The 25,864-nt window shown below is 38.3% G+C and carries 17 protein-coding genes; 10 read left to right on the forward strand and 7 right to left on the reverse strand.

Annotation, left to right across the window (positions count from 1 at the left end):
* Positions 1-483: 483 nt before the first annotated feature.
* The 7 genes from FXX65_RS09010 to FXX65_RS09040 all read right to left on the reverse strand — a co-directional run bounded on the left by FXX65_RS09010 (position 484) and on the right by FXX65_RS09040 (position 11,396).
* On the reverse strand, positions 484-1,158 hold the full coding sequence (locus FXX65_RS09010) for an ATPase domain-containing protein (protein WP_147615991.1): 675 nt from the start codon (positions 1,156-1,158) through the stop codon (positions 484-486).
* Between the two features lie 19 nt (positions 1,159-1,177).
* Positions 1,178-3,262, reverse strand: a complete 2,085-nt coding sequence (gene fusA / locus FXX65_RS09015) for an elongation factor G (protein WP_147614168.1) — start codon at positions 3,260-3,262, stop codon at positions 1,178-1,180.
* A gap of 597 nt (positions 3,263-3,859) precedes the next feature.
* Positions 3,860-5,317 (reverse strand): hypothetical protein, encoded by a 1,458-nt coding sequence (locus FXX65_RS09020; protein WP_147615992.1) that lies wholly within the window; start codon positions 5,315-5,317, stop codon positions 3,860-3,862.
* A 40-nt stretch (positions 5,318-5,357) separates the two neighbouring features.
* The gene (locus tag FXX65_RS09025; RefSeq protein WP_147615993.1) at positions 5,358-6,212 is read right to left on the reverse strand and encodes an SPOR domain-containing protein; all 855 of its coding nucleotides are present in this window, start codon (positions 6,210-6,212) and stop codon (positions 5,358-5,360) included.
* 631 nt (positions 6,213-6,843) lie between these two features.
* On the reverse strand, positions 6,844-7,449 hold the full coding sequence (coaE, locus tag FXX65_RS09030; protein WP_147615994.1) for a dephospho-CoA kinase: 606 nt from the start codon (positions 7,447-7,449) through the stop codon (positions 6,844-6,846).
* On the reverse strand, positions 7,446-10,286 hold the full coding sequence (gene polA / locus FXX65_RS09035; RefSeq protein ID WP_147615995.1) for a DNA polymerase I: 2,841 nt from the start codon (positions 10,284-10,286) through the stop codon (positions 7,446-7,448). Before polA ends, coaE begins: the two co-directional genes overlap by 4 nt.
* Positions 10,287-10,340: 54 nt before the next feature.
* Positions 10,341-11,396 carry a hypothetical protein gene (locus tag FXX65_RS09040; protein WP_147615996.1) on the reverse strand — a complete coding sequence of 352 codons (1,056 nt, stop codon included), beginning with the start codon at positions 11,394-11,396 and terminating at the stop codon, positions 10,341-10,343.
* A gap of 252 nt (positions 11,397-11,648) precedes the next feature.
* Here FXX65_RS09040 and fliS point away from each other — a divergent pair, with 252 nt between their 5' ends.
* From fliS to gatA, 10 genes are all read left to right on the forward strand, one after another.
* Positions 11,649-12,098: a flagellar export chaperone FliS gene (fliS, locus tag FXX65_RS09045; protein ID WP_147615997.1), complete on the forward strand. Its 450-nt coding sequence runs from the start codon at positions 11,649-11,651 to the stop codon at positions 12,096-12,098.
* Between the two features lie 3 nt (positions 12,099-12,101).
* Positions 12,102-12,590: a flagellar export chaperone FlgN gene (gene flgN, locus FXX65_RS09050; protein ID WP_147615998.1), complete on the forward strand. Its 489-nt coding sequence runs from the start codon at positions 12,102-12,104 to the stop codon at positions 12,588-12,590.
* Positions 12,591-12,782: 192 nt separating this feature from the next.
* A complete protein-coding gene (gene ftsH / locus FXX65_RS09055) occupies positions 12,783-14,984 on the forward strand; it encodes an ATP-dependent zinc metalloprotease FtsH (RefSeq protein WP_147614159.1) in 2,202 nt (733 codons plus the stop codon).
* A gap of 31 nt (positions 14,985-15,015) precedes the next feature.
* Complete coding sequence (locus FXX65_RS09060; RefSeq protein ID WP_147615999.1) at positions 15,016-15,687, forward strand: LolA family protein; 672 nt, start codon at positions 15,016-15,018, stop codon at positions 15,685-15,687.
* Positions 15,688-15,769: 82 nt separating this feature from the next.
* The gene (locus FXX65_RS09065; protein WP_147616000.1) at positions 15,770-16,858 is read left to right on the forward strand and encodes a helix-turn-helix domain-containing protein; all 1,089 of its coding nucleotides are present in this window, start codon (positions 15,770-15,772) and stop codon (positions 16,856-16,858) included.
* Positions 16,845-18,353 carry a 30S ribosomal protein S12 methylthiotransferase RimO gene (rimO, locus tag FXX65_RS09070; RefSeq protein ID WP_147616001.1) on the forward strand — a complete coding sequence of 503 codons (1,509 nt, stop codon included), beginning with the start codon at positions 16,845-16,847 and terminating at the stop codon, positions 18,351-18,353. Before FXX65_RS09065 ends, rimO begins: the two co-directional genes overlap by 14 nt.
* A gap of 18 nt (positions 18,354-18,371) precedes the next feature.
* On the forward strand, positions 18,372-20,699 hold the full coding sequence (locus FXX65_RS09075; RefSeq protein WP_147616002.1) for an ATP-dependent helicase: 2,328 nt from the start codon (positions 18,372-18,374) through the stop codon (positions 20,697-20,699).
* A 313-nt stretch (positions 20,700-21,012) separates the two neighbouring features.
* Positions 21,013-23,676: a pectate lyase family protein gene (locus FXX65_RS09080; protein ID WP_147616003.1), complete on the forward strand. Its 2,664-nt coding sequence runs from the start codon at positions 21,013-21,015 to the stop codon at positions 23,674-23,676.
* A 204-nt stretch (positions 23,677-23,880) separates the two neighbouring features.
* Positions 23,881-24,180: an Asp-tRNA(Asn)/Glu-tRNA(Gln) amidotransferase subunit GatC gene (gene gatC, locus FXX65_RS09085; RefSeq protein ID WP_147616004.1), complete on the forward strand. Its 300-nt coding sequence runs from the start codon at positions 23,881-23,883 to the stop codon at positions 24,178-24,180.
* Positions 24,181-24,357: 177 nt separating this feature from the next.
* Positions 24,358-25,863, forward strand: a complete 1,506-nt coding sequence (gatA, locus tag FXX65_RS09090) for an Asp-tRNA(Asn)/Glu-tRNA(Gln) amidotransferase subunit GatA (RefSeq protein WP_147616005.1) — start codon at positions 24,358-24,360, stop codon at positions 25,861-25,863.
* Position 25,864: the final 1 nt, after the last annotated feature.

Consider the following 25,864-nt stretch of genomic DNA (forward strand, 5'->3'; position numbering starts at 1 on the left):
AAGTGTAGGAATTGTTTAGTAGCTTGTACGATTTATAAGATATAAAAGTTTGATTTTTTTGTAGATTTTCCTAATATTTTTCCATTTGTATCAAACTAGATAATTTGTTGATTTTTATTCTCAAATTACTCCATCTTATTATTTATAATATGTCTATTTCTGTAAAATACGGACTGTTATTAAATTCCATGGATTAGTCGACATTAAATTGTAGGTCGCACATCCATGTGCGACCGTGCGGTGTAGGCCCTCTATCCGCCTGCGAGCTTACAGCGGCAAGGATTGGAGGGGCGGCGGAGCCGTTGGCGACTTGGCGCCAATGTAGCGATAGCGGAACCCCGCAAAGCCTGGTTTTTGCGAATGCAAAAAGCCGCCCTGTTTTTCTTGTATTTTAGGCATAAAAAATGCACCTTTTAGAATTAGATTTTTGTCTAACACAAAAGGTGCATGTCTTATACTTTTTGTTTTGTTATTTTACATCGTCTATTTTGAAATAAGAAGTGTTTTTGAATCGAGCTTTAGATTTGTTTCTACGTTTTTCTTGTCGCCAAGTTTTAGAACATCTACGGCTACACTTGTGCCTGTTTGATTCAAGTTTACAACTGCGTCAAAGTATTTTTCGAGGTTCTGTGGTACAACATCAGAAAGTTTTGTGCCTTCTGCTGTTGCCGAGCCCCAAATTGTTACTTTTTCTGTTTTTGCATAATCTGCTACGGCCTTTACATCGTTTTCTGAAACTTTTGAAAAATCGATTCCGTCCATAACTACGCCTTTTACTGCGATTCCTGCGGAAGCAAGCGCTTTGAGCGTATTTACAACCTTTTCGACAGTGAAGTTATCAAGAGAAAAGTTCAAGATTGTGCGTTTTGAAACAACTTCTGTTTTGAGTTCTGCACTGTTTCCTGCGGATTTTTTTGCGATTTCTGCAAAAATTCCATCGTACCAGGAAATTACATTTGAAGAATGAAGGTCAAATGTTACGTGAACAAGCTGTTCATCTTTCAAAAGTGTATCCATTCCAAACTGAACAAGTACAGATGTTTTTCCTAAACCTTTTTTAGAAGTTACAAGACCAAGTCCGCCTTCTTTTAGACCGCCCTCTGTGGCAGCGTCAAAAAGACGAACCGGGCTTTTATTATAAAGATCCTGCTTTACCATATTCATCTCCTTGACGCAATTAAGCGTTCTTTCTTGACTCTTTGTAATTTTTAATCAATTCGTCTGCTACAGCGTTAGGAAGTTTGCCATACTTTAAGAATTCCATTGTAAATTCTGCTTTTCCTTGTGTTGAAGAACGAAGGATTGTAGAGAATCCAAACATTTCTGAAAGTGGCACTTCTGCGTTTACTGTTGACATATTGTTTTCGTCTGTGGATTCAAGAATTACACCACGGCGCTGGTTTATAAGACCAAACATGCTTCCTTGGAATTCTGTTGGGCCTTCAATTGAAACTTTCATTATAGGCTCAAGAATTACAGGCTTTGCTTTTTCGTAACCTTCGCGGAAAGCACCAATCGCTGCTGTCTGGAATGCGATGTCCGAAGAGTCTACTGGGTGATACTGACCGTCGTTGATTGTAATTTTTACGCCAACAACTGGAGCACCAATTAAAGAACCTTTTTCCATTGCACGCTTGAATCCCTTGTCGCAAGAAGGAATGTATTCGTTAGGAATTGCTCCTCCCTTGATTGCGTCAACAAATTCGTAATCTTTTTCTGCAAGCGGTTCCATAAAACCTGCAACGCGTCCGTACTGACCAGAACCACCAGTCTGCTTTTTGTGAGTGTAATTGAAGTCTGCGCGTGCTTGAATTGACTCTCTATATGCAACCTTTGGAGGTGTTACTTCAACTTCGCATTTGTATTCGCGTTTCATGCGTTCAACATATACTGCAAGGTGAAGTTCACCCATTCCCTTGATGATTGTTTCGTTTGATTCAGGATCAAGTTCTGTTTGGAAAGTAGGGTCTTCTTTTGTAAAGCGGTTAAGAGCTTTCGCAAAGTTTGCTGCCATAGATTTATCTTTTGGCTTAATAGCCTGCGAGATAACTGGGCGAGGAACAAACATAGAAGTCATTGCAACATTAATTCCTTCTGCGCAGAAAGTATCTCCTGATGCACAATCTACACCAAAGAGTGCACAGATGTCTCCAGGTTCTGCTGCGCTTATATCTTCCATTGCTGCGGAATTCATACGAACTAAGCGACCAACCTTAAATCTTTTTCTGGTGCGTACGTTTGTAAGTTCAATTCCTTTTGGAATGCGTCCCTGATATACGCGGATATATGTCAACTGTCCAAACTGACCATCATCAAGTTTAAATGCGAGTGCAACAGCTGGTTTATCTGGAACATTGAAAAGTTCAACCTGTTCTTCGTTTTTGTCGAGATCCAAAGCAAAGTTGTGAACTTCGGTTGGGTTAGGCAAGTAGCGGATTACACCGTCGAGAAGTGGCTGAATTCCCTTGTTTGCATGAGCAGAACCACAGAATACGCCTACAAACTGTTCAGCAAGAGTTCCCTTGCGGATTGCAGTGATGAGCTCTTCTTCTGTTGGCTCAGAACCTTCAAGAACTTTTTCCATCAAAGCGTCATCAAAGTTTGCAGCTTCTTCCAACAACTCCTGATGGTAGCGAGCAGCGTCATCTTTTAGGTGAGCAGGAATTTCTGCATAGCGTACAGATTCTCCGTTTTCTCCGTCAAAATAGATAGCCTTCATACCAACGAGGTCTACAACGCCCTCCAATTTATCTTCAAGACCAATAGGAAGTTCAACCATGTGTGCGTTTAATGCGAGTTTATCTCTCAACTGTCCACATACACGGATCGGATTTGCACCTTGGCGGTCACATTTGTTTACAAAAGCAACACGAGGTACATGATAGCGCTTTAACTGGCGGTCTACTGTAATAGACTGTGACTGAACACCAGCAACCGCACACAAAATCATAATAGCACCGTCAAGTACGCGCAGAGAGCGTTCAACTTCAACTGTAAAGTCTACGTGACCTGGAGTGTCAATCAAGTTGATTGTAGTATCTTTCCATTCTACCTGAGTCGCTGCTGACTGGATTGTGATACCGCGTTCGCGTTCCAGTTCCATGTTATCCATCACAGCACCAACACCGTCTTTACCACGAACTTCATGAATTGCATGAATCTTGTTACAGAAGAACAGGATGCGTTCAGAAGTTGTTGTCTTACCTGAGTCAATGTGGGCACTGATACCGATATTACGTACTTTAGTAATATCAAAAGCCATATTGTTACCTCTCAAAAAAAAGTTTGCAAATTTAATTCCGCAGAAAAAGTCATCAAATATAATGATTTCAACATAACGGTAGATTAGACAATATACTTGAAAATCAACTCTTATTCAATGACCGCTCAAAAAATCAAACTGAATTCTTCTATTTTGCTTTTGAGGCTATAACAAGTCAGAATTTTTTTATAGAAATTTGGGCAGCTTTTTGCTCCACTTGCGTTTCGCAAAAAACGGGCTTTGCGTGGTTCGCTAAGCGCTCATCGTCCTCGTCGCTACGCTCCTGCGGTCGACGGCTACGCCGCCACTCCAATCCCTGCCGCATCTTCGTAAACTGAAATTTGTCGCACAAGGAGATGCGACCTACAATCGATGTTGACAGTTTTGAAAAAACTGTCGTTTAAGAAAAAAACGGATGTTTTTCTTAAACAGCACACGGATGTGTACCTACAATAAATGTTGACAGTTTTCGAAAGAAAACTGTCCGTTTCAAGAAAACAAGGATGTTTTCTTGAGACAACAATCCCTTGCCGTAGGTAGCTCGCAGGCAAAATGCGGGGCTACAAGTAAACCCTTGCCGCATCGTCGCACAGGATTTTAAACCTTTAAATTAAAACTGCATTTTAAGTAAGTCGAAAAATATTTTTTTTCTATTTTTAAACTTCCTCCAGCACTCAATGCTGCACGCTCTTTTTCGCTTCCTTTGCAGGTTGCTGAATACGAAGAAAAAACAGAAAGATTCTTCGATTTTCCAAAATAAGATTTTGCAGAAAACGAATAAACTTGTCGTTCCTCGTGATTAAAATCATCTTCCTGGTAAAATTTACACGAAGATTTTATAATCGTTTTGCAATATTTACGATTTTTTGACATATCAAGAGAAACCTCATAAAATTTTTGTGGGACGTTTGCTTTTTCCATCTCTGGCTTAAAAATCAAGATATTTGAAACTGAAAAGATTTGCGAAAGGGAAAATCTTTCTTTTTCATACAAAAATCCACCGCCCGCTTTAATCGGCTTTATTTCATATATCTTGCTTGTGCCTGCAATCTTACGCGTTTGACAAAAAATTGCTCCCAATTTAACAGAAGATTTTTCGTTTAAAATTAAAAATTGTGAATTTACAAAAAATTGTTCGCAAGTTTTTACTATTGACGACGAAGCTGTAATGAGAGGAACTTGCTCTGGAAAATCCTTTGCAGTTGGAATCAAAAAATATCCTGCATCTAGCAAAAAAGGTCCAAAAAAACTTCGTTCTTTTAAATAAAACCACATCGAATTTTTATCATAAGGACTTTGGTGCAGACCTATAAAAGAATTCACTTTAAAATATGGGGAAGAAAAATTGCTTTCAAAAGAAGTTGCATAATAAAAATCGCGTTTAAAATTCAATTTGTGTTTTGTAAGATAAGATGAATTATTTTCTAAATAAAAACCTGCAAATGTAATATTGCTTTGAATATACACGTGTTTAGAAAAATTAAAACGAGTTCCACTGCTAAAAAACGCATTTTTTTCTTTATCAAAAGCGCCTTGCAAAATAAACGGAACTTTTGTTTTAGAAAAATCCGCTTCAAAAAAAAGCGATAAAGGCTTTTTTGCAGAATTGAGCGACGGAAGATAAGGTGAAATTCCGCTCGAAAAATAAAAATTTCTTGTAAATGGTGAAGAAGGCAAATTTGCAACTGGATTTTTAAGTCTTGAAATACTTCTTGTTATGCCCAAATTACCAACTGCAAAATTGAGAGGAACGCTCTCTTTAAAAAGTTTTATGCTTAACGCTGAACGAGGCTCAGAAAAAAGTGAACAAAAATCCTTCTGGCAGGCATAATCTTTTATCACCGAAAAATCATTTTTTTGGAATGGAAGAATTGAGGACAATTCTAAATTTTCATTTTTAGCAAAGATTCCTATTGAGCCAACAAAGGTGGGATTTTTTCCCTCTGCAAACGCGAAGTTTCCGTAGGTTTTTAACTCTGGATGCAAAAAAAATGGCTCACCAAAAAGGTAAGCCGTTGCTATAAGATATAGCGCAGTTAACATAAATCTTTTCATCAATTTATATATTGCGCTAAAAGAGCGAATTTTACAGTTTTTAGTTTTTTACCACATAACTTTTTGTCTTTGCAAATTCGTCGGTTGCCAGAATTCTTTTTTGCCAATATTCCGCTTCGCTTTTTGTCGTGTAAGGACCTGCTCTAACTCTAAAGAACAGTTTTCCTTTTGAATCTTTATATGTAAAAACTTCGTTTTGAATTTTTATTTTGTCGAGTATTGAGCGCGCTTCGTCAGCGGATTTTTTCGCTTCGTATGAACCAACTTGAATCCAGTAAGTTTCAACCGTTTGACTTTGCACAGTTTTTTCTGTTTTTGTAATTTTTTTGTTTTCGTTCTTTTTTGCAGTTGAAGTGCTCTTTTGTGCTGATTTTACAACTTTTTGCTGTTCCTGCGTTTTTGGCTGTGGCGCATAATACGAATCTGGCGAAGTTTTTTGATTTGTTTGTGCCTTGTTTGAAATTTGATTTTCTTCAACTTCGTTCATTCGGTTTGCGGTGTAGTCATTTTTTGGAAGCAGCGTAGAATCCTGTGGCGGATTTGACTTTAAACTGTTCAAATCAATCGTTGTTGTAGAGCCTGTTCCGTAAACCAAAGTGTTGTCAGAAATTACAGTTACGTTTTCAACTTTTAACGGAGAAGAGTTGTTTTGGTTATTCCCTTTGTCTTCGGAATTTACCTGTTCGGACGGCTGAGTTTGTGCATTTGTAGACGGTAAAATTTCTATCGGCGAAACATCTGCCGTTTTTGGCGCATTAACCCAACTTTCTGAAATATCGTAAAGGTTTTGCTCGCTCTTGCTTTTTTGAGAGGAAAGGATAAGTGCGCCTCCCATTACTACGAGCAAAAATACTCCAGCAGCGGCAACAATCCATAAAATTCTTTTTTGTTCCATAAGTAAAAACCTCTATGAAAATCGGTGGATTATAAGATTCAGACTTTCATACCTATGATTTCTTATCGGAAATAAATAAAATTTGTTTAGAAAAAAATAGAAAGAGAAAATCATTTTTTACAGGATTCAATTTTTTATAGAATTGCGAATGTTGACTTTCAGTTTTTATAGAAAATTTTATTCTTTTTTTGTAAAGCTTAGAAAACTCAAAGCGTCGTTTTTATTTTCGCCGTTTTTGTAAGTTGCATTCCATTGCGGAAATTGTGTATAAACGCATATTTCTACAGTTGCATTTGGACTTATCGTTATTGAATTGCTATAGGAATTTTAGTTTTGGATTGTCATATAGTTTTAGCGTTATGGAATTTCCTTGAGAAAGAGAATATTCGCTGTCGCTGTAGCCTAAAATAGAAAAATGCGCTTCATAACTTGAATTATTGGTTATCGAAAAATCGTGTTCAAAAAATAGTTACAACCTGTTAAACTCATTAAAATTGAAAACAAAAAGGCTGTAAAAAATCTTGTATTTTTCATAAAATCCTCAATATCTTATAAAAGTTTAAAATTCAAAAATGGAATAGGATAAACTTCAATTTTTCCCTTTCCTTCTTTATTATCCGAAAATCTATCACTAATTTTTTATAAAAACAATTTGTTTGCCAGTTTTTTGATATTCCAAAAGTACCTGCCTTTGTGCACGGAATCTTTTTAAAATCTGTGCGATTGAAATTTTATCCCGTAATACTGCTCTCCAAAGCCTTTTTAAAAACGAGGCTCTAACGAAAAAAATCTTTTCGCAAAGGGCGAGTAGTTCTGGCGTTTTATACAGAAGAGCTGCATTCAATATCAATTTTTTGTCGGAATTTTTATTGATAAAGTCTTTTGTCGCCTTTATGACTTTTGGATATACAAGATTTTCCTGCTTTTGAATGAGAGTTTTATCAGAAAAAATTAATTTACCTAACGCACGCCTGTCTAAACTGCCGTCTTTTGAAAGCAAATCTATTCCTGCGCTTTTTGCATCTAAACTAAAAGCGTCCAATATTTTTTTTTCATTCCTTTTTATAACAGTGTGAACGCAAACATCTAAATCAAAAGAAACGCAACCAAAATTCTTTTCCATCGCGTTTGATATGAAATTTTTGCCTGCCGCCATCTGCCCTGTAACGCACGCAATTTTAAAGTCCAAATCTTGCTCTGTTAATTGAGCGAATTTTTTACTCTTTTTTAAATTCAATGAAACTCTCCCCAAGATTTTCCTTTTTCTACGCTTACCCTTAGCGGAACGTTTAACTTGATTGTGGTTTCCATCTTTTCGGTCAAAAGTGCTATTGTTTTTTCAATTATTTTTTCGTCATCATCACATTCTAAAATCAATTCATCGTGGACCTGTAATAAAAGTTTTGCACCTGTGGAGCTTTTGTTAAGATTGGATGAAACATCTATCATCGCTTTTTTTACAATGTCTGCGGCGCTTCCCTGAATTGGGCTGTTTTTTGCGATTCGTATGGCACTTTCTTTTTCCATGCGGTTTTTTGAGTTTATTCCGCGTATCCAGCGTTTGCGTCCCATCAGAGTTTGTATGTAGCCTGTCTGTTCAGCGAGTGCTACATTCCTGTCAAAAAAATCTTTTACTCCAGAATAAACTTTAAAATAGTTTTCTATAAAATTTGCCGCTTCTGAACGGCTTATGCTCAAATCTTTTGCAAGCGAAAACGCACCCATCCCGTACATCAAACCAAAGTTCAGCGTTTTTGCGTTGCGTCTCATTTCTGCGCTCACTTCATTCATCGAAACGCCATAGATTAACGACGCTGTAGATTTATGAACATCAACGCCTTGCATAAAAGCTTGGCAGAGATTTTTATCGCCACTAAGATGTGCCAGAACCACGAGTTCAATCTGCGCGTAATCTGCAGATATTAAAATTTTGCCCTGGGGTGCTGTAAATGCGGAGCGAATTTTTCGTCCTTCTTCTGAACGCACTGGAATGTTCTGCAAATTTGGATCTTTTGAAGAAAGCCTGCCTGTTGCGGTTCCTGTTTGCATAAAGGTTGTGTGGATTCTGCCGTGGGTATCTGTCATTTTGGGCAGAGTTTCCACATAGGTCGAAAGAAGTTTTGATTTTGCTCTATAGTCCAATATCATTTGTGGAACTGTATCCAATGCGCAAAGGCTTTCCAAAACATCTGTATCTGTAGAATAGCCAGTCTTTGTCTTTTTTCCTGGAGGAAGAGCGCGCTCTTGGAAGAGAACTGTGCTTAACTGTTTGGGAGAGGCTATGTTGAATTCGTGCCCGACTGTTTCGTATATTTCGTTTTCTGCTTTTTGTATTTGAGTTTTTAGTTCTGCTCCATAATTATTTAGAACTTTTGAATCCAAATGAATTCCTTCGAGTTCCATCTTTGCGAGTATTGGAAGAACTTTTATTTCGACCTGCGTGTATAAGTCCCAAAGCGATTCTTTTTTTAACGCGTTTTGATAGTAGTTACATAGTTTGAGCGTAAAGTCGCTGTCTTCTGCGGCATAATTTGCAGCGTCTTCTAATTTTACATCTGCAAAAGTTTTGCCCTTTTCAACAATTTCTTCAAACTCTGTGCCTTTTAAACCTAGAATCTGCTCGCTCAAAGTTTCCAGCGAATATGGATTTTTTGAAATTCTATCTGGTTCTAAAAGCCAGGCAGCAATCATTGTGTCAAAGAGTTTGTATGATGAATTTGCGTTTTCTAAATTTATTATATCCAGCCCATTTGAATAGAGAACTTCTAGGTCAAACTTTGCATTGTGCATTGCGATTGTTATATTGGAATCGAATAACCTTTTTAACTGGTCAAAGGCATCCTTTTTTGAAATGAGTTGACGCATAAAAAGCGGGTCTTCGTTTACGATTAAAGGCACATAAATTCCGCTGCCTTCTTTGTACGAAAGTGAAAAACCTACAAGGTTTGCTTCTAAGGTGTTTAAACTGTCTGTTTCTGTGTCAAAGGCTACGATTTTTGAATTTATTGCCTGCGTTACAAAATCTTCTAATGATTTTAAATCTGTGCATAAATTGTACTTGCCTTGATTTTTTTTGAGCAAAGGCGTTGCGGGAATGTGTCCCGCAGAGGGGGCAGCGGAGGACGGCTCGGCCGGAGCGCGGGGGAGACTTCCCCCTCCTGAATTTTTTAACTCGCTGTAGGTTTTTGCAAGCGCAGGCAACTCTCGCTTTGTCATTTCTTTTGCAAAATCGCCAAAATTTAAATTTTCTGTGCAAAAATTCTTGAACAAATCCTCGTTTTCAAGCAGCGGCTCGCTTTTGTTGAGCGGAATATTCTCGTCTAGGGTTATCAATTTTTTTGAAAGAAGCGCCTCGTCTTTTGAAGTGCGAAGTTTTTCGCCGAGACTTCCCTTTATTTTATCTGCATTTGCAAGGACATTTTCGAGAGTTTCGTACTCGGCTATGAGTTTTACCGCTGTTTTGGGTCCCACGCCTTGAACGCCCGGAACATTGTCCGCACTGTCGCCTGTTAGGCTTAGCAAGTCCAGAATCTTTTTTGGTTGAACTCCCCATTCCGAAGCAACGCCGTTTTCGTCGACTTCGACCCAGGTTTTTGTCTTATCAGGCTTTAAGATATGGATGTTTTTTCCTGCAAGCTGCTGTAAATCTTTGTCTGCACTTAAGATAAGGCAGTGCCTGTTTTGTCTGTCGCATTGCTTTGCTATTGTTGCTACCACATCGTCTGCTTCAAATCCGTCTACTCGAAGCGGTTTTATGCCAAGCGTTTTGAGGCATTCTTCTATGATTGGAAATTGCGCTTTTAAATCTTCTGGAGTTTTTGCACGTGTTGCCTTGTATTTGTCGTACATTTGGTGTCGGAATGTTGGCGTTCTGCTGTCCATTGCAGCGACAAAATATTTTGGTTTGTAGGTTTTAAAAATGATGCTCAAATTCCTGAAAAACCCAAAGATTGCGCTTACATTTTGTCCTTTGGAATCTGTTAGCGGGCGTGAAAAAAAAGCGTAGTATTCGCGGAATATAAGTCCGTAACTGTCTAATATAAAAACTGTGTTGTCGTCTATAAAATTTTCCATAATATGAAAAAGATTATAGACGGCTTAAAAAAAAACTAAAAGGGGAAAAAGCGATTACAGGTGAATTGAGAATGAAATTGCAAAGCTCTGTTCCCAAATTTCTTTTAGGCTTTCGCCATTGCTTCCGCTGCTGTCGTCGCCAGTTGGATGAATGTTTGCGCTAACTGCCATTTCTACTTCTGGAGTTACATCGATTGCAAGTCCTGTGTAGAACGAATTTCTGAATCTGCCGCTTGAATTTGAACCATCTGACCTAGAAAGAGAAGGAAGAGTTGTCTGAACTCCTGCCGCAAAGTCTAGCGTTGGCTTTACCTTTGCCACAAAACCATTGTACAAGTTAAAGCCCACTGTTGTAGAAGTTGAAATGTTGTCTCCGCTTGCAAATGTTATTGGAAGGTTTCCTATAAAGCCGTAAGTAAAGGATTTTGTTATCTTGTACTGTAATTTGTAAGTTCCATAAATTGTGTTTGTGTTGAATTTTACGTCTACTGGACCTGCATCTACGCCAACAAAATCTCCGTTCCAACCTGCATATACGCGAGAACTCATTTTTGTGTCTTCTTTAAGTTTGTACGAAATTCCGCCGTTGATAGAAAAATCGGAAAGTTTTGCGCCGCCAGATTTTGCCCAAAAATAAGAAAGTCCCGCTGTAAAGCCAAATTTCTTATTTACGTTCATTCCAAAATCTGCACCAAGACCTTTTGCATTAAAATTTATTTCTTGCGGTGTTCCTGCAAAAAAGGTCTGTTTTTTTTGGACTATTTTTCCACGAAAAGCCATGTTCTTTAATCCATAAAGTGCAGAAAAAGTGTTTTCTGGATCGTCTTCCCAAAGATTTCCGTTCCAAAAAGCGTGAAGTTGTCCGCCGTTTTTAAGGTTGATTGCTGCGGCAAGATTTCCTTTTTTTTCGCTGTCAAGGCTTACAAGACCATAGAGTTTTGGAAAAAGCAATTTGTTCCAGTCTAAAAGGTTGTCAAAATAGACAGAGTCGTTGTCTACAGAAGATGCAGAACCAATGTAAAGTTCATCAAATCCAGTTGCTGCAAAAGCTGAAGTTGCCGTGATAATTGCAGCAAAGGTTAAAGCGATTGCTCCTTTTAATAATTTCATAATACCTCCTATAAAAATCATTTTGGAAAAACCGAATTTCCATTCTGACTTTTTAATTTTAGATTTTCTAACTTTCTAAAATGATAGCAGACGATATTTTCTGTGCCTAGCGTGGAATTTTGGAGATTTTATGCGCTTTTTTTGTTTTTATTTGATAAAAACGAAACAAAAAGTAAACAAAAAATTTTTCAAGCCGACAATATTTTCAGAGTAATCTCAAATTTTTGAAAAAAACATGGAGAAAATCGAAAGATGGGATATTTTAACACAAATCCTTATGCGACTTATCAAAACACGGGAATAAAGACGGCGAGTCAGGGAAAACTCGTAGTTCTTTTGTATGAAGGAGCGATAAAAAATTTGACATCCGCTTTGGAATGTTTTAAAGCAGACGGAACTATACAAGCCAAAAATATCGAAAAATTCGGCAGTTTTATAATGAAAACTCAAGACATCATAAGCGAACTGGAAGTTAGTTTGGATATGGAAAAGGGTGGTCAAATTTCTACAAATTTGATGTCGCTCTATGTTTATTTTAATCAGGAACTGATGGCAGCAAATATTTCTAAAGATAAAAAGAAGATTGAATTCGTGCTTAAAATGTTGAACGAACTTTCTTCTGCATGGAATCAGGCGGCAAACAGTCAGGCTAATTCTCCTGCAAACAGCCGCATTTCTAACGGCTTAAATATTGAGGGGTAAACTATGGAATTGACCAATGCCGAATTTGAAGAAAGGGTTGCAATCTTAAGGCGATTTAAAACTTTGCTTGAGCAGCAACGCAATAAATTTAGAGAATATCTTCTTGTTTTGGAAAAACAGCAGGATAAAATTGAAAGAGAAGATGGAGATTCGTTAGTTGCTCAAACAGAACTCGAACAGCAGATTGTTTCGAATATTTCTTGTCTTCAAAAAGTGATTGAACCTATGCAATCAATGTACAATTCAGTTTCTTCTAAAAATCTTGTTTCAACCGAAGACAAAGCTAGCGTTCAGCAAATGCAAGGTGAACTCGCTTCTTTACAGCAAAAAGTTCTTGAACAGAATGCAAAAAACAGACAACTCTTAAAAAATCACATCGAGCAGATTAAAGAACAATTATTGAACTTAAAAAAATCAAATCCTTATTTTGGCAAACGCTCTGTGTATTCGCAGTCCAAATCTGTTACCAGCACTTTTGCGATACAAGCATAATTTTCGTTAATATTCATAGTCCAAATCTGTTGCCAGCACTCTTGCAATACAAGCATAAAACAAAAAAATATAATACTGAATGTTGGACAAAAAATTAGTTTTTATAACTCGTGTCAAAAATTCGCTTATTTATTTGTATATCCTAACGATTTTTATTATATTCTAAAAGAGAACTTTTTTATTGAGGAACAAATGAGCGACGATAAGAAAAACGGACAGAGCGAAGGTCAAAATCCTAACGAAGAAAAAAACAGCTTACCACAAACTCCTTCTGAGCAAAAAAAATCAGAGCCTTCAAAAAATGAGGGTAAAAAGCGAGTTCCACGCAAAAATTCTGCACAGAATGACGATCCATATAATTTTTTTAAACTTTCTATAAATGAGCCATCAGAGGATGAAAATAAAAAACATGGAAAACGTCCTCAAAGATTCCCTTTTTTTGCGATGGTTTTGATTACCGTTTTTGCTTTTGCTTTTATAAATATGTTCCTAATGCCAAAAGTTGATAATTCAATTCCTTTTTCGGAATTTAGACAGCTGGTAGAAAACGGCTCAATAGTTTCTGTTGAATTGGGTGAAAACTCTTTTGTTGGTTACGGTCCAAAAGAAAGCATTTCTTCTGAAGGAAATGTTGGAAACAATTCGGATTCTGCAATACAACGGTTAAATGAACGTTTTTCTCCTAAACTTTTGTTGCAAGGAGAAAGAGCACAAGAAACTCGTAAAGTTTACAGAACCACTGGAGTTTTGATGCAGGACTTTATTCATCTTTTAAACGAAAAAGGTGTTCAATATAAATTTGTAATAAAACAGTCGAATTGGTTTACTCAATTGCTTCTAAATCTTGTCCTCCCATTTGGAATAATTTTTCTTATGTACTTTTTTATCTTTCGAAAAATGGGTGGTGGCGCTGGTGGAATGGGTTCTATCTTTGGAGCAGGTGCAAATAGAGCAAAAGCGGTAGAAGAAGGCAAAGTTAAAACCCGTTTTTCGGATGTAGAAGGTGTTGATGAAGCAAAAGACGAATTGATAGAAGTTGTAGATTTCTTAAAAGAACCAAAAAAATACACAGACATCGGTGGAAAAATTCCAAAAGGAGTTCTCCTTGTTGGCCCTCCTGGAACTGGTAAAACGCTTTTAGCACGTGCCGTTGCAGGCGAAGCTGGCGTTCCGTTCTTTAGCATTTCTGGTTCGGATTTTGTCGAAATGTTTGTCGGTGTTGGTGCAAGCAGAGTTAGAGATTTGTTCCGTCAGGCTAGAGAAAAAGCGCCTTGTATCGTTTTTATCGATGAAATTGATGCACTTGGTAAGAGCCGCGTAAACGGTTTTGGCGGTGGCAATGATGAGCGCGAGCAAACTTTGAATCAGCTTTTGGTAGAAATGGATGGTTTTGAAAACGAAAAAGGTCTCATCATCCTTGCTGCAACAAACCGCTCTGATATTCTTGACCCTGCTCTGTTGCGACCTGGACGGTTTGACCGTCAGGTTCCTGTTGAAAAACCAGATGTAAAAGGTCGTGAAGCGATTTTAAGGATTCATGCAAAGAACGTAAAACTCGATAATGATGTTGATTTTGTTTCTATCGCACACGGAACAACTGGTTTTGCTGGAGCGGATTTGGCAAACGTTGTAAACGAAGCGGCTCTGCTTGCAGTTCGCAACGGAAGAAAAAAAGTTACGATGGACGATTTTAACGAAGCAATCGATAAAGTCAGCATCGGTTTAAAAAAGAAAAGCCGCAAAGACAACAAAAAAGAGATGCGACTTGTTTCTGTTCATGAAACTGGGCACGCACTTGTTGCAGCATTTACGCCAGACTTTGCCCCTGTGAATAAAATCACTGTAGTTCCAAGAAGCCACGGCGTTGGAGGATTTACTCAATATCGCGAGGAAGAAGAAAAGAATTTTATGACTCGCAAAGACATAATAAACGAAGTTGACAGTTGTTTAGGCGGGCGCGCAGCAGAAGAAGTTTTGTTGGGAGATATTTCGACAGGAGCTTCAAACGATATTGCGCGTGCAACAGAGTTGATAAAACGCATGATTACCGACTTTGGAATGTCCGAAAAATTCAAAAATATGACTCTTGGCAAAGGCGTTTTAGGTCATCAAGGGGCAGACCCAAACATTTATAGAGAATTTTCAGAAGAAACACAGCGCTATATCGACGAAGAAATTGCAAAGATAATGGATGAAAGATATTCTCACGTTTTAAAACTCCTAGGCGAGCACAAAGAACTTTTGGATTACATTGCAAACAGGCTTTTGGAAATTGAAACGATGGACGGCAAAGAATTCTACGAAATCGTAAAAAACGAACAGCATTGCAAAGAACTCGTTCAAAATCAAGCATCGCCAGAAGTAGCGGCTGCCGTTGACGGCGAAAGCCAATAAAATTAAAATTATAAAAAATCCGTGGGGAATTATGAAAAAAATTCTTTTTTTAGTGGCATTTATTTGTTTTTGCTCAACCGCTTTTTCTCAAAATATACTTACGGCGGCCGCATTCTTTCAGACAGTTTCTGCCGAGTACGAAAAGATAAACGACTGCGAAGCGAATATGTCTATACGAGCACCTAAAACTTCGATGGAAGGCAAGTTTTCTTTTAAAAAGCCAAATCTTTTACGCATAGATTTTTCAAAACCAGAAGACCAAGTTATCTGCTTTAATGGCGATATGCTTACGATTTATCTTCCGGGGCAGGCTGCAATTTTAAATCAGTCTGTGGGTTCTTCTCCTAATAACGCAGCAAATCTTGCAACTCCACAGGGGCTTGCTCTTATGTCGCGCTATTATTCAGTTGCTTACGAAGTTGGGCAGGAAAGTGTGCCTTTAGAAGAGGGAAGCAGCGAGATGGTTATAAAATTGGTTTTGAGTCGCAGAAATTCAACAGAGGCTTTCCGTTATATAAACCTTGCAATCTCGCCAGACACAAAATTGATAAGGCGAATTGAAGCAGTAACTCCACAGAACGAAAGATTCCGATTCGATTTTTCAAATTATTCTATAAACAAAGGAATTTCTGATCAGAGGTTTATATACGATCCTCCGACATCTGCAAATAACTACAACAATTTTTTGTTTACAGAACAATGATTTACAAAACGATGATTTGCAAAAACGGTGATATAAAAAGTCTATTCAACTAATTTCTAATTTCAAAAAAGGTGGGAACGCAATGGAAAGTTACGGAGCAATTTTAAGAAAAAAGCGAGAAGAAAAAGGTCTGGATTTTGATACGATTTCCAGAGACACTTCAATCGCTTCGAATTATCTTAAAGCTCTTGAAGAAGAAGATTCCGCAGCGTTTCCTGGAGAGCCTTATCTTGTAGGTTTTTTGAGAAATTACTCGGAGTATCTTGAACTCGACACTCCAAGACTTCTTCAACTTTACCATTCAAAAGTTTTGCAAGAATCTCCTGTGCCGGCAGGTCTTATCGTTCATGAAAGGCCAAAATATGTTTTTCCTCTTATAATCGCGCTTGTTTGCGTTTTTTGTTTGGCAGGAGTTTTTGGAGCAATTTTTTATGCAAAACACAAGACTTCAAAAAACGCTTCTGAGTATTCGCTTCAAAAATCTGTAGGAACAAAGCGATATGAACTTTCAGAAAAACCTTTGCAAGCACGCTTATACAAAGGTGATCAGTTGATTTTGGGAACTCTTGCTGGAAATGTTGTTGTTACAGTTGCGAATACTCAAAATACTTTGGGCTTAGAAACTCCGGCGGGCATTCAATATATAGAACTTTCGGAAGAACTTGAGGTCGATGTTGACGGCGATTCCGTTCCAGAAATGATTGTTTACGTTTCTGATGTTTCTTCGGATTCAAATGACAGAGGAGCGGAAGTGAGAATTCTTTTAAAGAGCGAAAAAAATGCGGTTTTAGGCGAAACAAAAACTTCCGAAATTCCAAATGCACAAGACTTGCCAGAAAATAAAAAACGAATTGTAATTTTTGAAGACACAAGAGCATATCCGTTTACAATTCGTGCGGATTTTAGAGCAGGTTGTGTGTTCCGTTATAGAGTAGATAGAAAAGATGCTGAAGAAGATTATTTTGCAAACGGCGACACCGTAAATATGACTGCAAACAATGGAGTTAGAATGTGGATTTCTAACGGAAATACCGTAAAATTGCAGATTTTTGCCGATTCTAAAACTTACGATTTGGGCGTAACAAAGGCCGGCGAAGTTATTGTTCAAGATATACGCTGGATAAAAGACACCGACGGAAAATACAAATTGGTGATAAATGAAATCGAGTAAATTTTTTATAGATCAGCACGGCTGTGCAAAAAATCAAGTTGATGGGGAGATTTTAATCTCTCATCTGACTTCTACAAACGAGTGGATTCAAACTTTTGACCCAGCACAAGCAGATTTGATAATCGTAAATTCCTGTGGCTTTATAGAATCCGCAAAAGCTGAATGTTTGAATGCGGTTTTGTCTGCAAGAAAAGACTATCCAAATGCAAAAATCTTGTTGGCAGGTTGTCTTGCAGAACGCTATGCAAAAGATTTAGATAAAAGTTTGCCAGAAGCAGACGGATTTTTTGGGAACGGGGAGCTTTCAAATGTTGTGCAGACCGCAAAAGCGGTTATGGAAAACAAGCGCCCTGTTCACAAATTTGCTCAAAAAGGAGTTTGTGGAGCACAGAGAAATCTCTTGCTTTCATTTGCAGGAACCGCCTTTGTAAAAATTACGGAAGGATGCAACAATCGCTGCTCATTTTGTGCAATTCCATTAATTCGCGGTGAATTGCGGTCTCGCCTTGCCACAGAAATTATAGAAGAGATAAAAGAGCTTGTATCAAAAGGCATTTACGAGATAAATCTTATTGGGCAAGATTTGGCAGCCTATGGAACTGGTTCGGAGGACAATGTTTTTGGAAATGGGCGCACCTATCTTCCAAATGGAACTCCTGGCTCGGACGCATTTTTAGAGCAAAGCAAGGCAGGAGAATCCGGACTTTGCGCTCTTTTAAAAATGATTTCTTCGATAGATGGCGAATTTCGTTTAAGGCTTTTGTATATTCATCCAGATCATTTTAACGAAGACATTCTTCCTGTTATAAAAAATGATGAAAGGATTTTGCCTTATTTTGACATACCTTTTCAAAGCGGCGATGATAGAATAATTTCTCAAATGCACCGAACTGGAAACAGAAAAGACTACATTGGCATAATCGAAAAAATTCGCTCGTATTTTCCAGAGGCGGCTATAAGGACAACTTTTTTGGCAGGCTTTCCTGGAGAAACTCAAGATGAGGCACAAAATACTTTGGATTTTTTGAGTGCAGCTCGCACAGACTGGTCTGGATGCTTTCCTTATTCGAGGGAAGACGATACTCCAGCATACGATTTTAAAAAACAGGTTCCGCATAAAACCGCTCTCTTACGCTCGCAAAAACTTGTTGCAACTCAAGAAAAAATTACAGAAGAGCGTTTAAAATCTCGCACAGGAAAAGATTACGACGTTTTGATAGAAGAAGTTTTATCAAAAAATGAAGATTCTCCAAACGAAGGAATTGCGATTGGTCGGGCTTGGTTTCAGGCACCAGAAGTTGACGGAAGCGTTGTTGTAAATTTTGACCGTTCAAATCCAAAGGAATTGGAGGCTGTTCGTGCAGGTAGACTCGTTCGAGTTCACATAAACAGTGCAGGTTCGGTCGATTTAAATGGCGATTTTGTTGCAGACAGCCCTTTAAACAAAAAAATAAAACAGCCTAAACTAGAATTTGCTCAGGAAATAAGTGGTTAATCACTTAATGCAAAGCGGATGGAAGATTACCTTAAAGTATTAAACCCAGAACAGAGAGAAGCAGTTGAACATGAAGGTTCTCCTCTTTTGATTTTAGCAGGTGCTGGTTCTGGAAAAACTCGCGTAATAACTACAAAAATTGCCTATCTAATAGCAGAAAAAAAAGTCGACCCTCGTCAGATTCTTGCTGTAACTTTTACAAAAAAAGCAGCCAACGAGATGCTAGAGCGCGCCATCAATCTAGAACCCATGGCAAATTATTCGCAGATAAGAACTTTTCACAGTTTTGGAGCGTGGTTTTTACGATTATATGCGCAAGTTGCAGGAATTTCATCAAATTTTACGGTTTATGATGACGACGATATGGTAACTTTGGTTGCAAAATCAAATCCTAACTTAACTCGCAATCAGGCTTCGCATTATGCGCACCTTATAAGTCTTTGCAAGGATTTTTGCATTTTGCCAGATGATGAAGTTAAGTTAAAAGAATTTGAGCCAGATAAGGATTTCCCTCAAATCTACAAAAATTATACAAATCGTTTGCGCGAAACAGGAAATGTTGACTTTGGCGATTTAATTTTGCTTCCGATGCTGGTTTTGGAGCAAAATGAAGAAGTAAGAAACCGTTTGCAAAATCGCTTTAGAGTGATAATGGTAGATGAATATCAGGATTCAAACGTTGCTCAATTTCGGCTTTTGCAAACTCTTGCTGGAACAGGAACTTACGTCTGCGTTGTTGGCGACGATGACCAAAGCATATATAAATTTCGTGGAGCAGAAATTCAGAACATACTGCAATTTCAAAATCATTTTCCAAATACAAAGATAATCCGTTTGGAAAGCAACTATCGTTCATATTCGCAGATTTTAAATGTTGCAGGGGACATTGTAAAAAATAATTCTGGAAGACTCGGTAAAACTTTGCGTGCAGAGCGCGGCGAAGGAAAAAAGCCTGTGCTGGCATTTTTGCCGAATCAGGATGACGAAGCAAGTTTTTGTGCAGAATTGATTTTAGAAACTCATAAGATGGGAATTCCTTATAGCGACTGGGCAATTTTATACAGGACAAATGCGCAGTCGATGGGCTTTGAAGCAGAATTCTTGCGGCAAAAAATCCCTTATACGATTGTGGGCTCGCTCAAATTTTACGAGCGGGAAGAAATAAAGGATATGCTTTGCTATCTTGCGTTACTTGCAAATCCAAAGGATGAACTTGCATTCAGACGGATTGTCAATAAACCTGCGCGAGGAATTGGAGCTACGAGCCAGGAAAAAATCGTGCAGGAATTTAGAAATTCGCTTTACGATGAAAGTTCAGACGGAAAGACAGCAATCGATTATTTAGAGACCTGCAAAAAACTTTTGCCAACATTTTCCAAAAAAGCAAATAGCGGACTTTCTGCTTTTATAGATTCTATGGAAATTTTTAAGGAAAAATTAAAAGCGAACGATTTAGGAAATGAAGCAAACGAAAAAATTGAAGAAAAACTTTCTGAACTTGCACTTTTAGAAAATCCTTTAGAAAACGAAGCTGAATCGACACATAAAAACATAAACAAAGTTGAAAATCTTTCTGTGCTGGTGGATTTAATTGCCGAAAAATCTGGTTTAAAGGAACATCATGCAAGCCAGGATGAAATTTCTGGAACGCAGCGAGTGTTGAATATTCAAGAACTTTCAAATTACGCAGTTCTTTACAAATGCACAACCCAAGGCTTGCTTGATTTTTTGGAACATATAGAATTGGACCGCACCACAGAATCTGAACAGGAAGAAAAAACTGAGCAGGTTACATTGATTACGATTCACAACACAAAGGGGCTTGAGTTTAATAGGGTCGTTATGACAGGGATGGAATTTGGCATTTTTCCTCGGCAGGATAAATACGGCGATGAGCTGGAAGAAGAAAGGCGACTTTGCTATGTGGGAATAACTCGGGCAAGAGAAGAATTGTATTTTACGGCTTGTGCTGTGCGAAGAATGTATGGGCGAGTTGAATATATGATCCCCAGCCCATTTTTGCAGGAAATACAAGCGGACAGGATAAAAATCATAGGACATATTCCATTTGGGTTTAAGAAAAAAGAAGATTCATCAAATTTTTCTCATAAGGGCGATTATGGAGAACTCGGCTTAAGTCATCCTGATACAGAAAGCGATTCTGTAAAACACAAATACAGCCGTGGAACGAAGGTTTACCACGATGATTATGGCTACGGAACGATAACATCCACCCAAACTACACAAGACGGCGAATTTAAAGTCTTTGTAACTTTTGAAAACGGTAGTTCAAAAACCTTTCTTCCAAAATATCAACCTTCCGCTCTTTTAATCATAAAAGATTAACAAATTGTATTTATTCATTATTTAAAAAATTGTTTTTTTTAATTTCTCAAAATCATTTTTTTGGCAAAGTCATACAAAATCCTGCATTATAATTCCAAAATATGTCTGATATTTTTCTACATTTTAAATTTTATTAAAAAAACGAACATCCTTTTTTGAAAAATAAAAATTAAACTGTACTATAACAATGTCGTAATTCTCCAAACTTCTGTATACTTTTTTATATCTACTTTGCATTAAGATTGAATTGTCTTTGATAACGAAAAATTTTAAGACAGCTTTAAAAGTTAAGGAATAAAAAAGGAGGAAAATCATGAAAAAATATTTTGATGTTTTAAAAATATTTTTCATAAGTGCAATTTTGGTTTTTGCGATTGGCTGTGCAACGGATTCTGGCGGCGGTGGTTCAGGCACTCAAACTGGCGGAAATACCAATAACAGCGGGAATATCAATACAAATAATAACAGTAATGCCGGAAACAATAACAATAATGGCAACACTGGAAATTCCAGCAATGATAATAACAATAACGGAGGCAGTAACGACAACAATGGTGGCAACTCCGGCAACGATAACAACGGCGGTAATGCTACTGTAATTCTTGTTTCTTCAATAGAAATTTCTGGAAATGCGACTATCGCAAAAGACGGCTCAATGACATTTACAAAATCAGTTAAGCCTTTAGACGCTGCTAATAAAGCATTGCTTTGGAATAGTTCCAATGAGGATGTTGCAAAAGTGGATGCTACAGGAAAACTTACTGGTTTGTCAGTTGGAAGCACTACTATAACAGCAACAGCGACAGACGGAAGTGGCGTTGTTTCAAACTCTTTTGACCTTTCTGTAATAGATAATTCAGCAATTCAAGGGGCTATAACAATAAATAGCGTAAAAGGCTCGTTTGAAAGCGCTTATGTAGAATGGACACCAGAATCTTCTTGCGATGGTTACAATGTATACATCCAAAAATCTGGAGATTCTTCTTGGACGAAATTGGATTCTCCTTTGGTTCGCTCATACGCTGCAAGTGCAGGTAGTACAACCGTAGATCACTGGAGAGCAGATGCTGTAGGACTTTCTTCTGGAACGTATCAATTTAAAATTGTTGGAACTCTTTCTGGAACAGAAACAGGCGCCCAATCTGTTAGTGCGATTGCATCTGTAGAAAATTACGATCGATCAGGTTTTGCCTTTACAGGCGCAACTACTCCTGGAGCTTACAAAGCAGATGGAACTTTAAAAGACGGCGCAATAGTTATGTATGTCCATAAAGATAATGCTAAAACAATTACTTATGAAACAACACGAGGAGGTGGAAGTAAAACCTCTGAAGGCTTACAAGGAATTCTTTCAGAGTCATATTTAAAAAAGATGACTGTTCCTCTTTGCATAAGAATTGTGGGTACTATTACAAGCGAAGATTTCCCTCAATCTATGTGGGGTTCTAATAAAGAAGGTTTGCAAGTAAAAAACACTTCTGACAAAGGAATTACCATTGAAGGTATTGGAAACGATGCAACTTTTTGGGGCTTTGGAATTTTGTGCAGAGATAGTAAATATGTAGAACTCCGAAATTTTGCAGTAATGTGCTTTGCAGACGATGGAGTTTCTTTGGATACAAATAACCTCTACACTTGGGTTCACAATATGGACTTTTTCTACGGCTCTGTTGGAGGCGATGCTGACCAAGCAAAAGGCGACGGCTCATTAGATGTAAAAGGAGATTCTAAATACCAAACATATTCATACAATCACTTTTGGGATTCTGGAAAGATGTCTTTGTGTGGTATGAAAAGCGAATCAGGGCCTAACTATATAACTTATCACCACAACTGGTTCGACCATTCTGATTCACGCCATCCTCGCGTAAGGTCGATGAGCGTACACGTATACAACAACTACTACGACGGAAACGCAAAATACGGAGCAGGTGCAACAACAGGCAGCAATCTCTTTGTCGAGGGCAACTACTTCCGCAACTGTAAATTCCCAATGCTGTCTTCTATGCAAGGCAACGACATTTATGCAGGAACTCCTGCTCAAAGCAATGACTATGCAACTTTCTCAAAAGAAGCAGGCGGTTTTATAAAAGCATACAACAACAAGATTGTAGACACCATAAATGTAACTTCTTATTGGCCATATAGCGGAACAGGAACAAACATAACAAAGGGTGCAGTTGGTTCAATTCCAAGCGGAATCGACACAAAAGTTCAATTTGACGCTTACGAAGTTTCATCAAGAAGCGAAAAAGTGCCAGGCGATGCAGTAACTGTAAACGGCGGTTTTAAATATTCTAACTTTGATACTTCTGTAAACTTGGGCGTTAGCGAAAGCGACATAGACGAGCCAGAAGTTGCAAAAGAAAAGGTTATCCTTAATGCAGGAAGGCTTTACGGTGGAGACTTTGAATGGACTTTTAAAGATAGCGATGACACAAGTTACGATGTTGATACAGCTTTAAAAGCAAAGGTTGTTGGCTATAAGTCAAAGATGATTGCTGTACAGGGTGGAACTTCAAACTCTGGTAGCGAGAATCCTGGTTCTGGCGAACAGGGTGGTTCAGGAAGCTCTGGCGGTACAGGAGAGCAAGGTGGTTCTGGGCAGGGAAGTGGCAGTGGCTCAGGCGAACAAGGTGCAACAGCAGGAACAATCATAACCTTTACAGGAAGTGGAACTGCTTCTTCCGCTTCTGTTACAGGTTCTTGGAAGATAAAAAAGGGTAAATCAATCACTTACAACGGTGTTACCTATGACCACTGCGTAAATATGGAGTCTTCAACAGAAATTAAAATCAATCTTGCAGCAGAATCAAATGTTACAATAGTTACAGACACTGCTGGCAAAAATATAAAAATTGACAACACTTCTCATGTAACAGGCGCAGACTGCACTGTAACTCAAACTCTAACTGCTGGCTTGCATACTATAACAAAAGGCGACAAGTTATTGGTTGGCTGCATAATCGTAAATTAAAAAAGTTAAAGATTTTAAATAAAAAGCAAGCGTGTGCATTTTTGGGAACATAAAACTCAAATCCGCACACGCATTTTTTTTATAGTTGAGCGTTTTTTTTATTCAAGCTATCTTCCCCATTCATCCGCCCCCACACACATATACGCATCCCCCATGCAAACAATTCATATTCCATAAAACCTTGCTTTTCATTAAAATAACCGTATGAAAACAGTAGACGAGACAACTCTTGAAAATCTTTTGCAGTTGAGCAGGCTTTCTCCTGAAAGCACCGAAATGGCGACTCTAAAAAAGCAGGTCGACGAAATCGTTGGATATTTTGAGATTCTTTCAAAGTATGACGACTTGGAAAATCCCTACGACGCATATCCTTCAACGAATTCTGAAAATCTTCGCGACGACACGGTTGTTGCAGGTCTTGAAATTCCAGATGTAAAGCAGATTACAGATAAATTTATGGACGGCTACTTTCAGGTTCCAAAAGTTTTGGGCGAAGGTGCTTAAAAATATAGGGGCGTTTCGGTGCGGAAAAATCCGCACCGCCGGGTGTTCCACCCTTCGCTAACGCTCATTGTGACCCGCAAAAGCCAAAATGCGTGCCACAACTTCGGGGTTCCATACCCTAACGCAAAATTTTTTGTTCGCAAATCAATGCGATTCAAAATAAAAATAGGAAACTATATGTACACTACAATCGAAGAAACGATTAACGCATTAAAAACTGCAAAGACAACTTCAACCGCATTGGTTCAATATTCAATAGAAAATTTTGAAAAAGACAAAGGTTCAGAAAAACCGCTCAATGCATTTTTAGAAATTTACGACGACGTTCTTGCACTTGCAGGCGATGCCGACAAAAAAATCCAGGATGCAATCAAAGCTGGCAATGTGGATTCCCTCTTTGAAAAATATCCACTTTTAGGAATTCCATTTGCAAACAAAGATAACATTTCTGTAAAAGGCAAAAAACTTACCTGCTCTTCAAAAATTTTACAAGGCTACAAGGCGCCTTACAATGCAACTGTAATAAATCGTTTAAAGGACGCAGGTGCAATCCCACTTTGCAGGTGCAATCAGGACGAATTTGCGATGGGTTCTTCGACAGAATATTCTGTTTATGGTCCTACAAGGAATCCTATAAATCGCGACTATGTTTCAGGGGGTTCTTCTGGTGGCTCTTGTGCAGCGGTCAGCGCAAATCAGGCGCTTTTTGCTTTGGGAACAGAAACTGGAGGTTCAGTTCGTTTGCCTGCAAGTTACTGCGGAGTTTACGGTTTTAAACCAACTTACGGAGTTTTAAGCCGCTGGGGCGTAGTCGCTTATGGTTCTTCACTGGACCAGGTGGGAATCGTTGCACACAATCCAAAAGACATTGCAAAATCGCTTTCTGTTATGGCAGGTGTAGATTTTTACGACGACACTTCTAGTGACCTTACAGATTTTCAAAAATTAAGAGATTTAAAAGCACAAGATGTTTCAAAATTAAAGATTGCTGTTCCAAAACAGTTTGAACACGCCAAGGGCATGGATAAAGATGTTGCAAAGGTTTTTGAAGATGTAAAATCGTGGTTTTTATCCAAAGGAGCAAAAATCGAAGTTGTAGACCTTCCGATTTTGGATGCTTCAATCGCTTCATACTATGTAATAGCGCTTTCGGAGGCTGCGTCAAATTTGAGCCGCTTTGATGGAATTCGCTACGGAAACCGCGTGGACGAAGGTGGTGGATACGATAAACTTTACATCGATACTCGCTCACAAGGCTTTGGCGAAGAAGTAAAACGCCGCATAATAATAGGTAATTATGTGCTTTCGGAACAATTTTCTGGCCAAACATACAAAAAAGGAATGAGCGTTCGCGCTCGCATACAGAGAGAAGTTGCAAAACTTTTTGAAAGTTACGATTTAATCCTTTGCCCAACTTGCCCAACACCTTCTTTTAAATTAGGCGAAAAAGTTGACGACCCTCTTGCTATGTATTTGAGCGATTTGTTTACAACTTTTGTAAACCTTGCACGCATACCTTCAATCTCTGTTCCAGCAGGATTCACTTCAAAAGAAAGTTCATCACCTCTTATGCCAGTGGGTATTCAATTTATAGGGAAGATGTTTGATGAATTAAAAGTTTTGCAGACCGCACAGGCCTGGGAAGAAGAGCACAAGGGTTGTGGCGTTCCTGTAAAGGAATAGT

The organism is Treponema pectinovorum (genome assembly GCF_900497595.1).
Taxonomy (GTDB): Bacteria; Spirochaetota; Spirochaetia; order Treponematales; family Treponemataceae; genus Treponema_D; species Treponema_D pectinovorum.

Coding starts and splice junctions, on each gene's coding strand:
- gatA (WP_147616005.1), top strand. CDS start 24,358: ATGTACACTACAATCGAAGAAACGATTAACGCATTAAAAACTGCAAAG.
- ftsH (WP_147614159.1), top strand. CDS start 12,783: ATGAGCGACGATAAGAAAAACGGACAGAGCGAAGGTCAAAATCCTAAC.
- polA (WP_147615995.1), bottom strand. CDS start 10,286: ATGGAAAATTTTATAGACGACAACACAGTTTTTATATTAGACAGTTAC.
- fusA (WP_147614168.1), bottom strand. CDS start 3,262: ATGGCTTTTGATATTACTAAAGTACGTAATATCGGTATCAGTGCCCAC.
- gatC (WP_147616004.1), top strand. CDS start 23,881: ATGAAAACAGTAGACGAGACAACTCTTGAAAATCTTTTGCAGTTGAGC.
- FXX65_RS09065 (WP_147616000.1), top strand. CDS start 15,770: ATGGAAAGTTACGGAGCAATTTTAAGAAAAAAGCGAGAAGAAAAAGGT.
- fliS (WP_147615997.1), top strand. CDS start 11,649: ATGGGATATTTTAACACAAATCCTTATGCGACTTATCAAAACACGGGA.
- FXX65_RS09075 (WP_147616002.1), top strand. CDS start 18,372: ATGGAAGATTACCTTAAAGTATTAAACCCAGAACAGAGAGAAGCAGTT.
- FXX65_RS09010 (WP_147615991.1), bottom strand. CDS start 1,158: ATGGTAAAGCAGGATCTTTATAATAAAAGCCCGGTTCGTCTTTTTGAC.
- flgN (WP_147615998.1), top strand. CDS start 12,102: ATGGAATTGACCAATGCCGAATTTGAAGAAAGGGTTGCAATCTTAAGG.
- rimO (WP_147616001.1), top strand. CDS start 16,845: ATGAAATCGAGTAAATTTTTTATAGATCAGCACGGCTGTGCAAAAAAT.
- FXX65_RS09060 (WP_147615999.1), top strand. CDS start 15,016: ATGAAAAAAATTCTTTTTTTAGTGGCATTTATTTGTTTTTGCTCAACC.
- FXX65_RS09020 (WP_147615992.1), bottom strand. CDS start 5,317: ATGAAAAGATTTATGTTAACTGCGCTATATCTTATAGCAACGGCTTAC.
- FXX65_RS09080 (WP_147616003.1), top strand. CDS start 21,013: ATGAAAAAATATTTTGATGTTTTAAAAATATTTTTCATAAGTGCAATT.
- FXX65_RS09040 (WP_147615996.1), bottom strand. CDS start 11,396: ATGAAATTATTAAAAGGAGCAATCGCTTTAACCTTTGCTGCAATTATC.
- FXX65_RS09025 (WP_147615993.1), bottom strand. CDS start 6,212: ATGGAACAAAAAAGAATTTTATGGATTGTTGCCGCTGCTGGAGTATTT.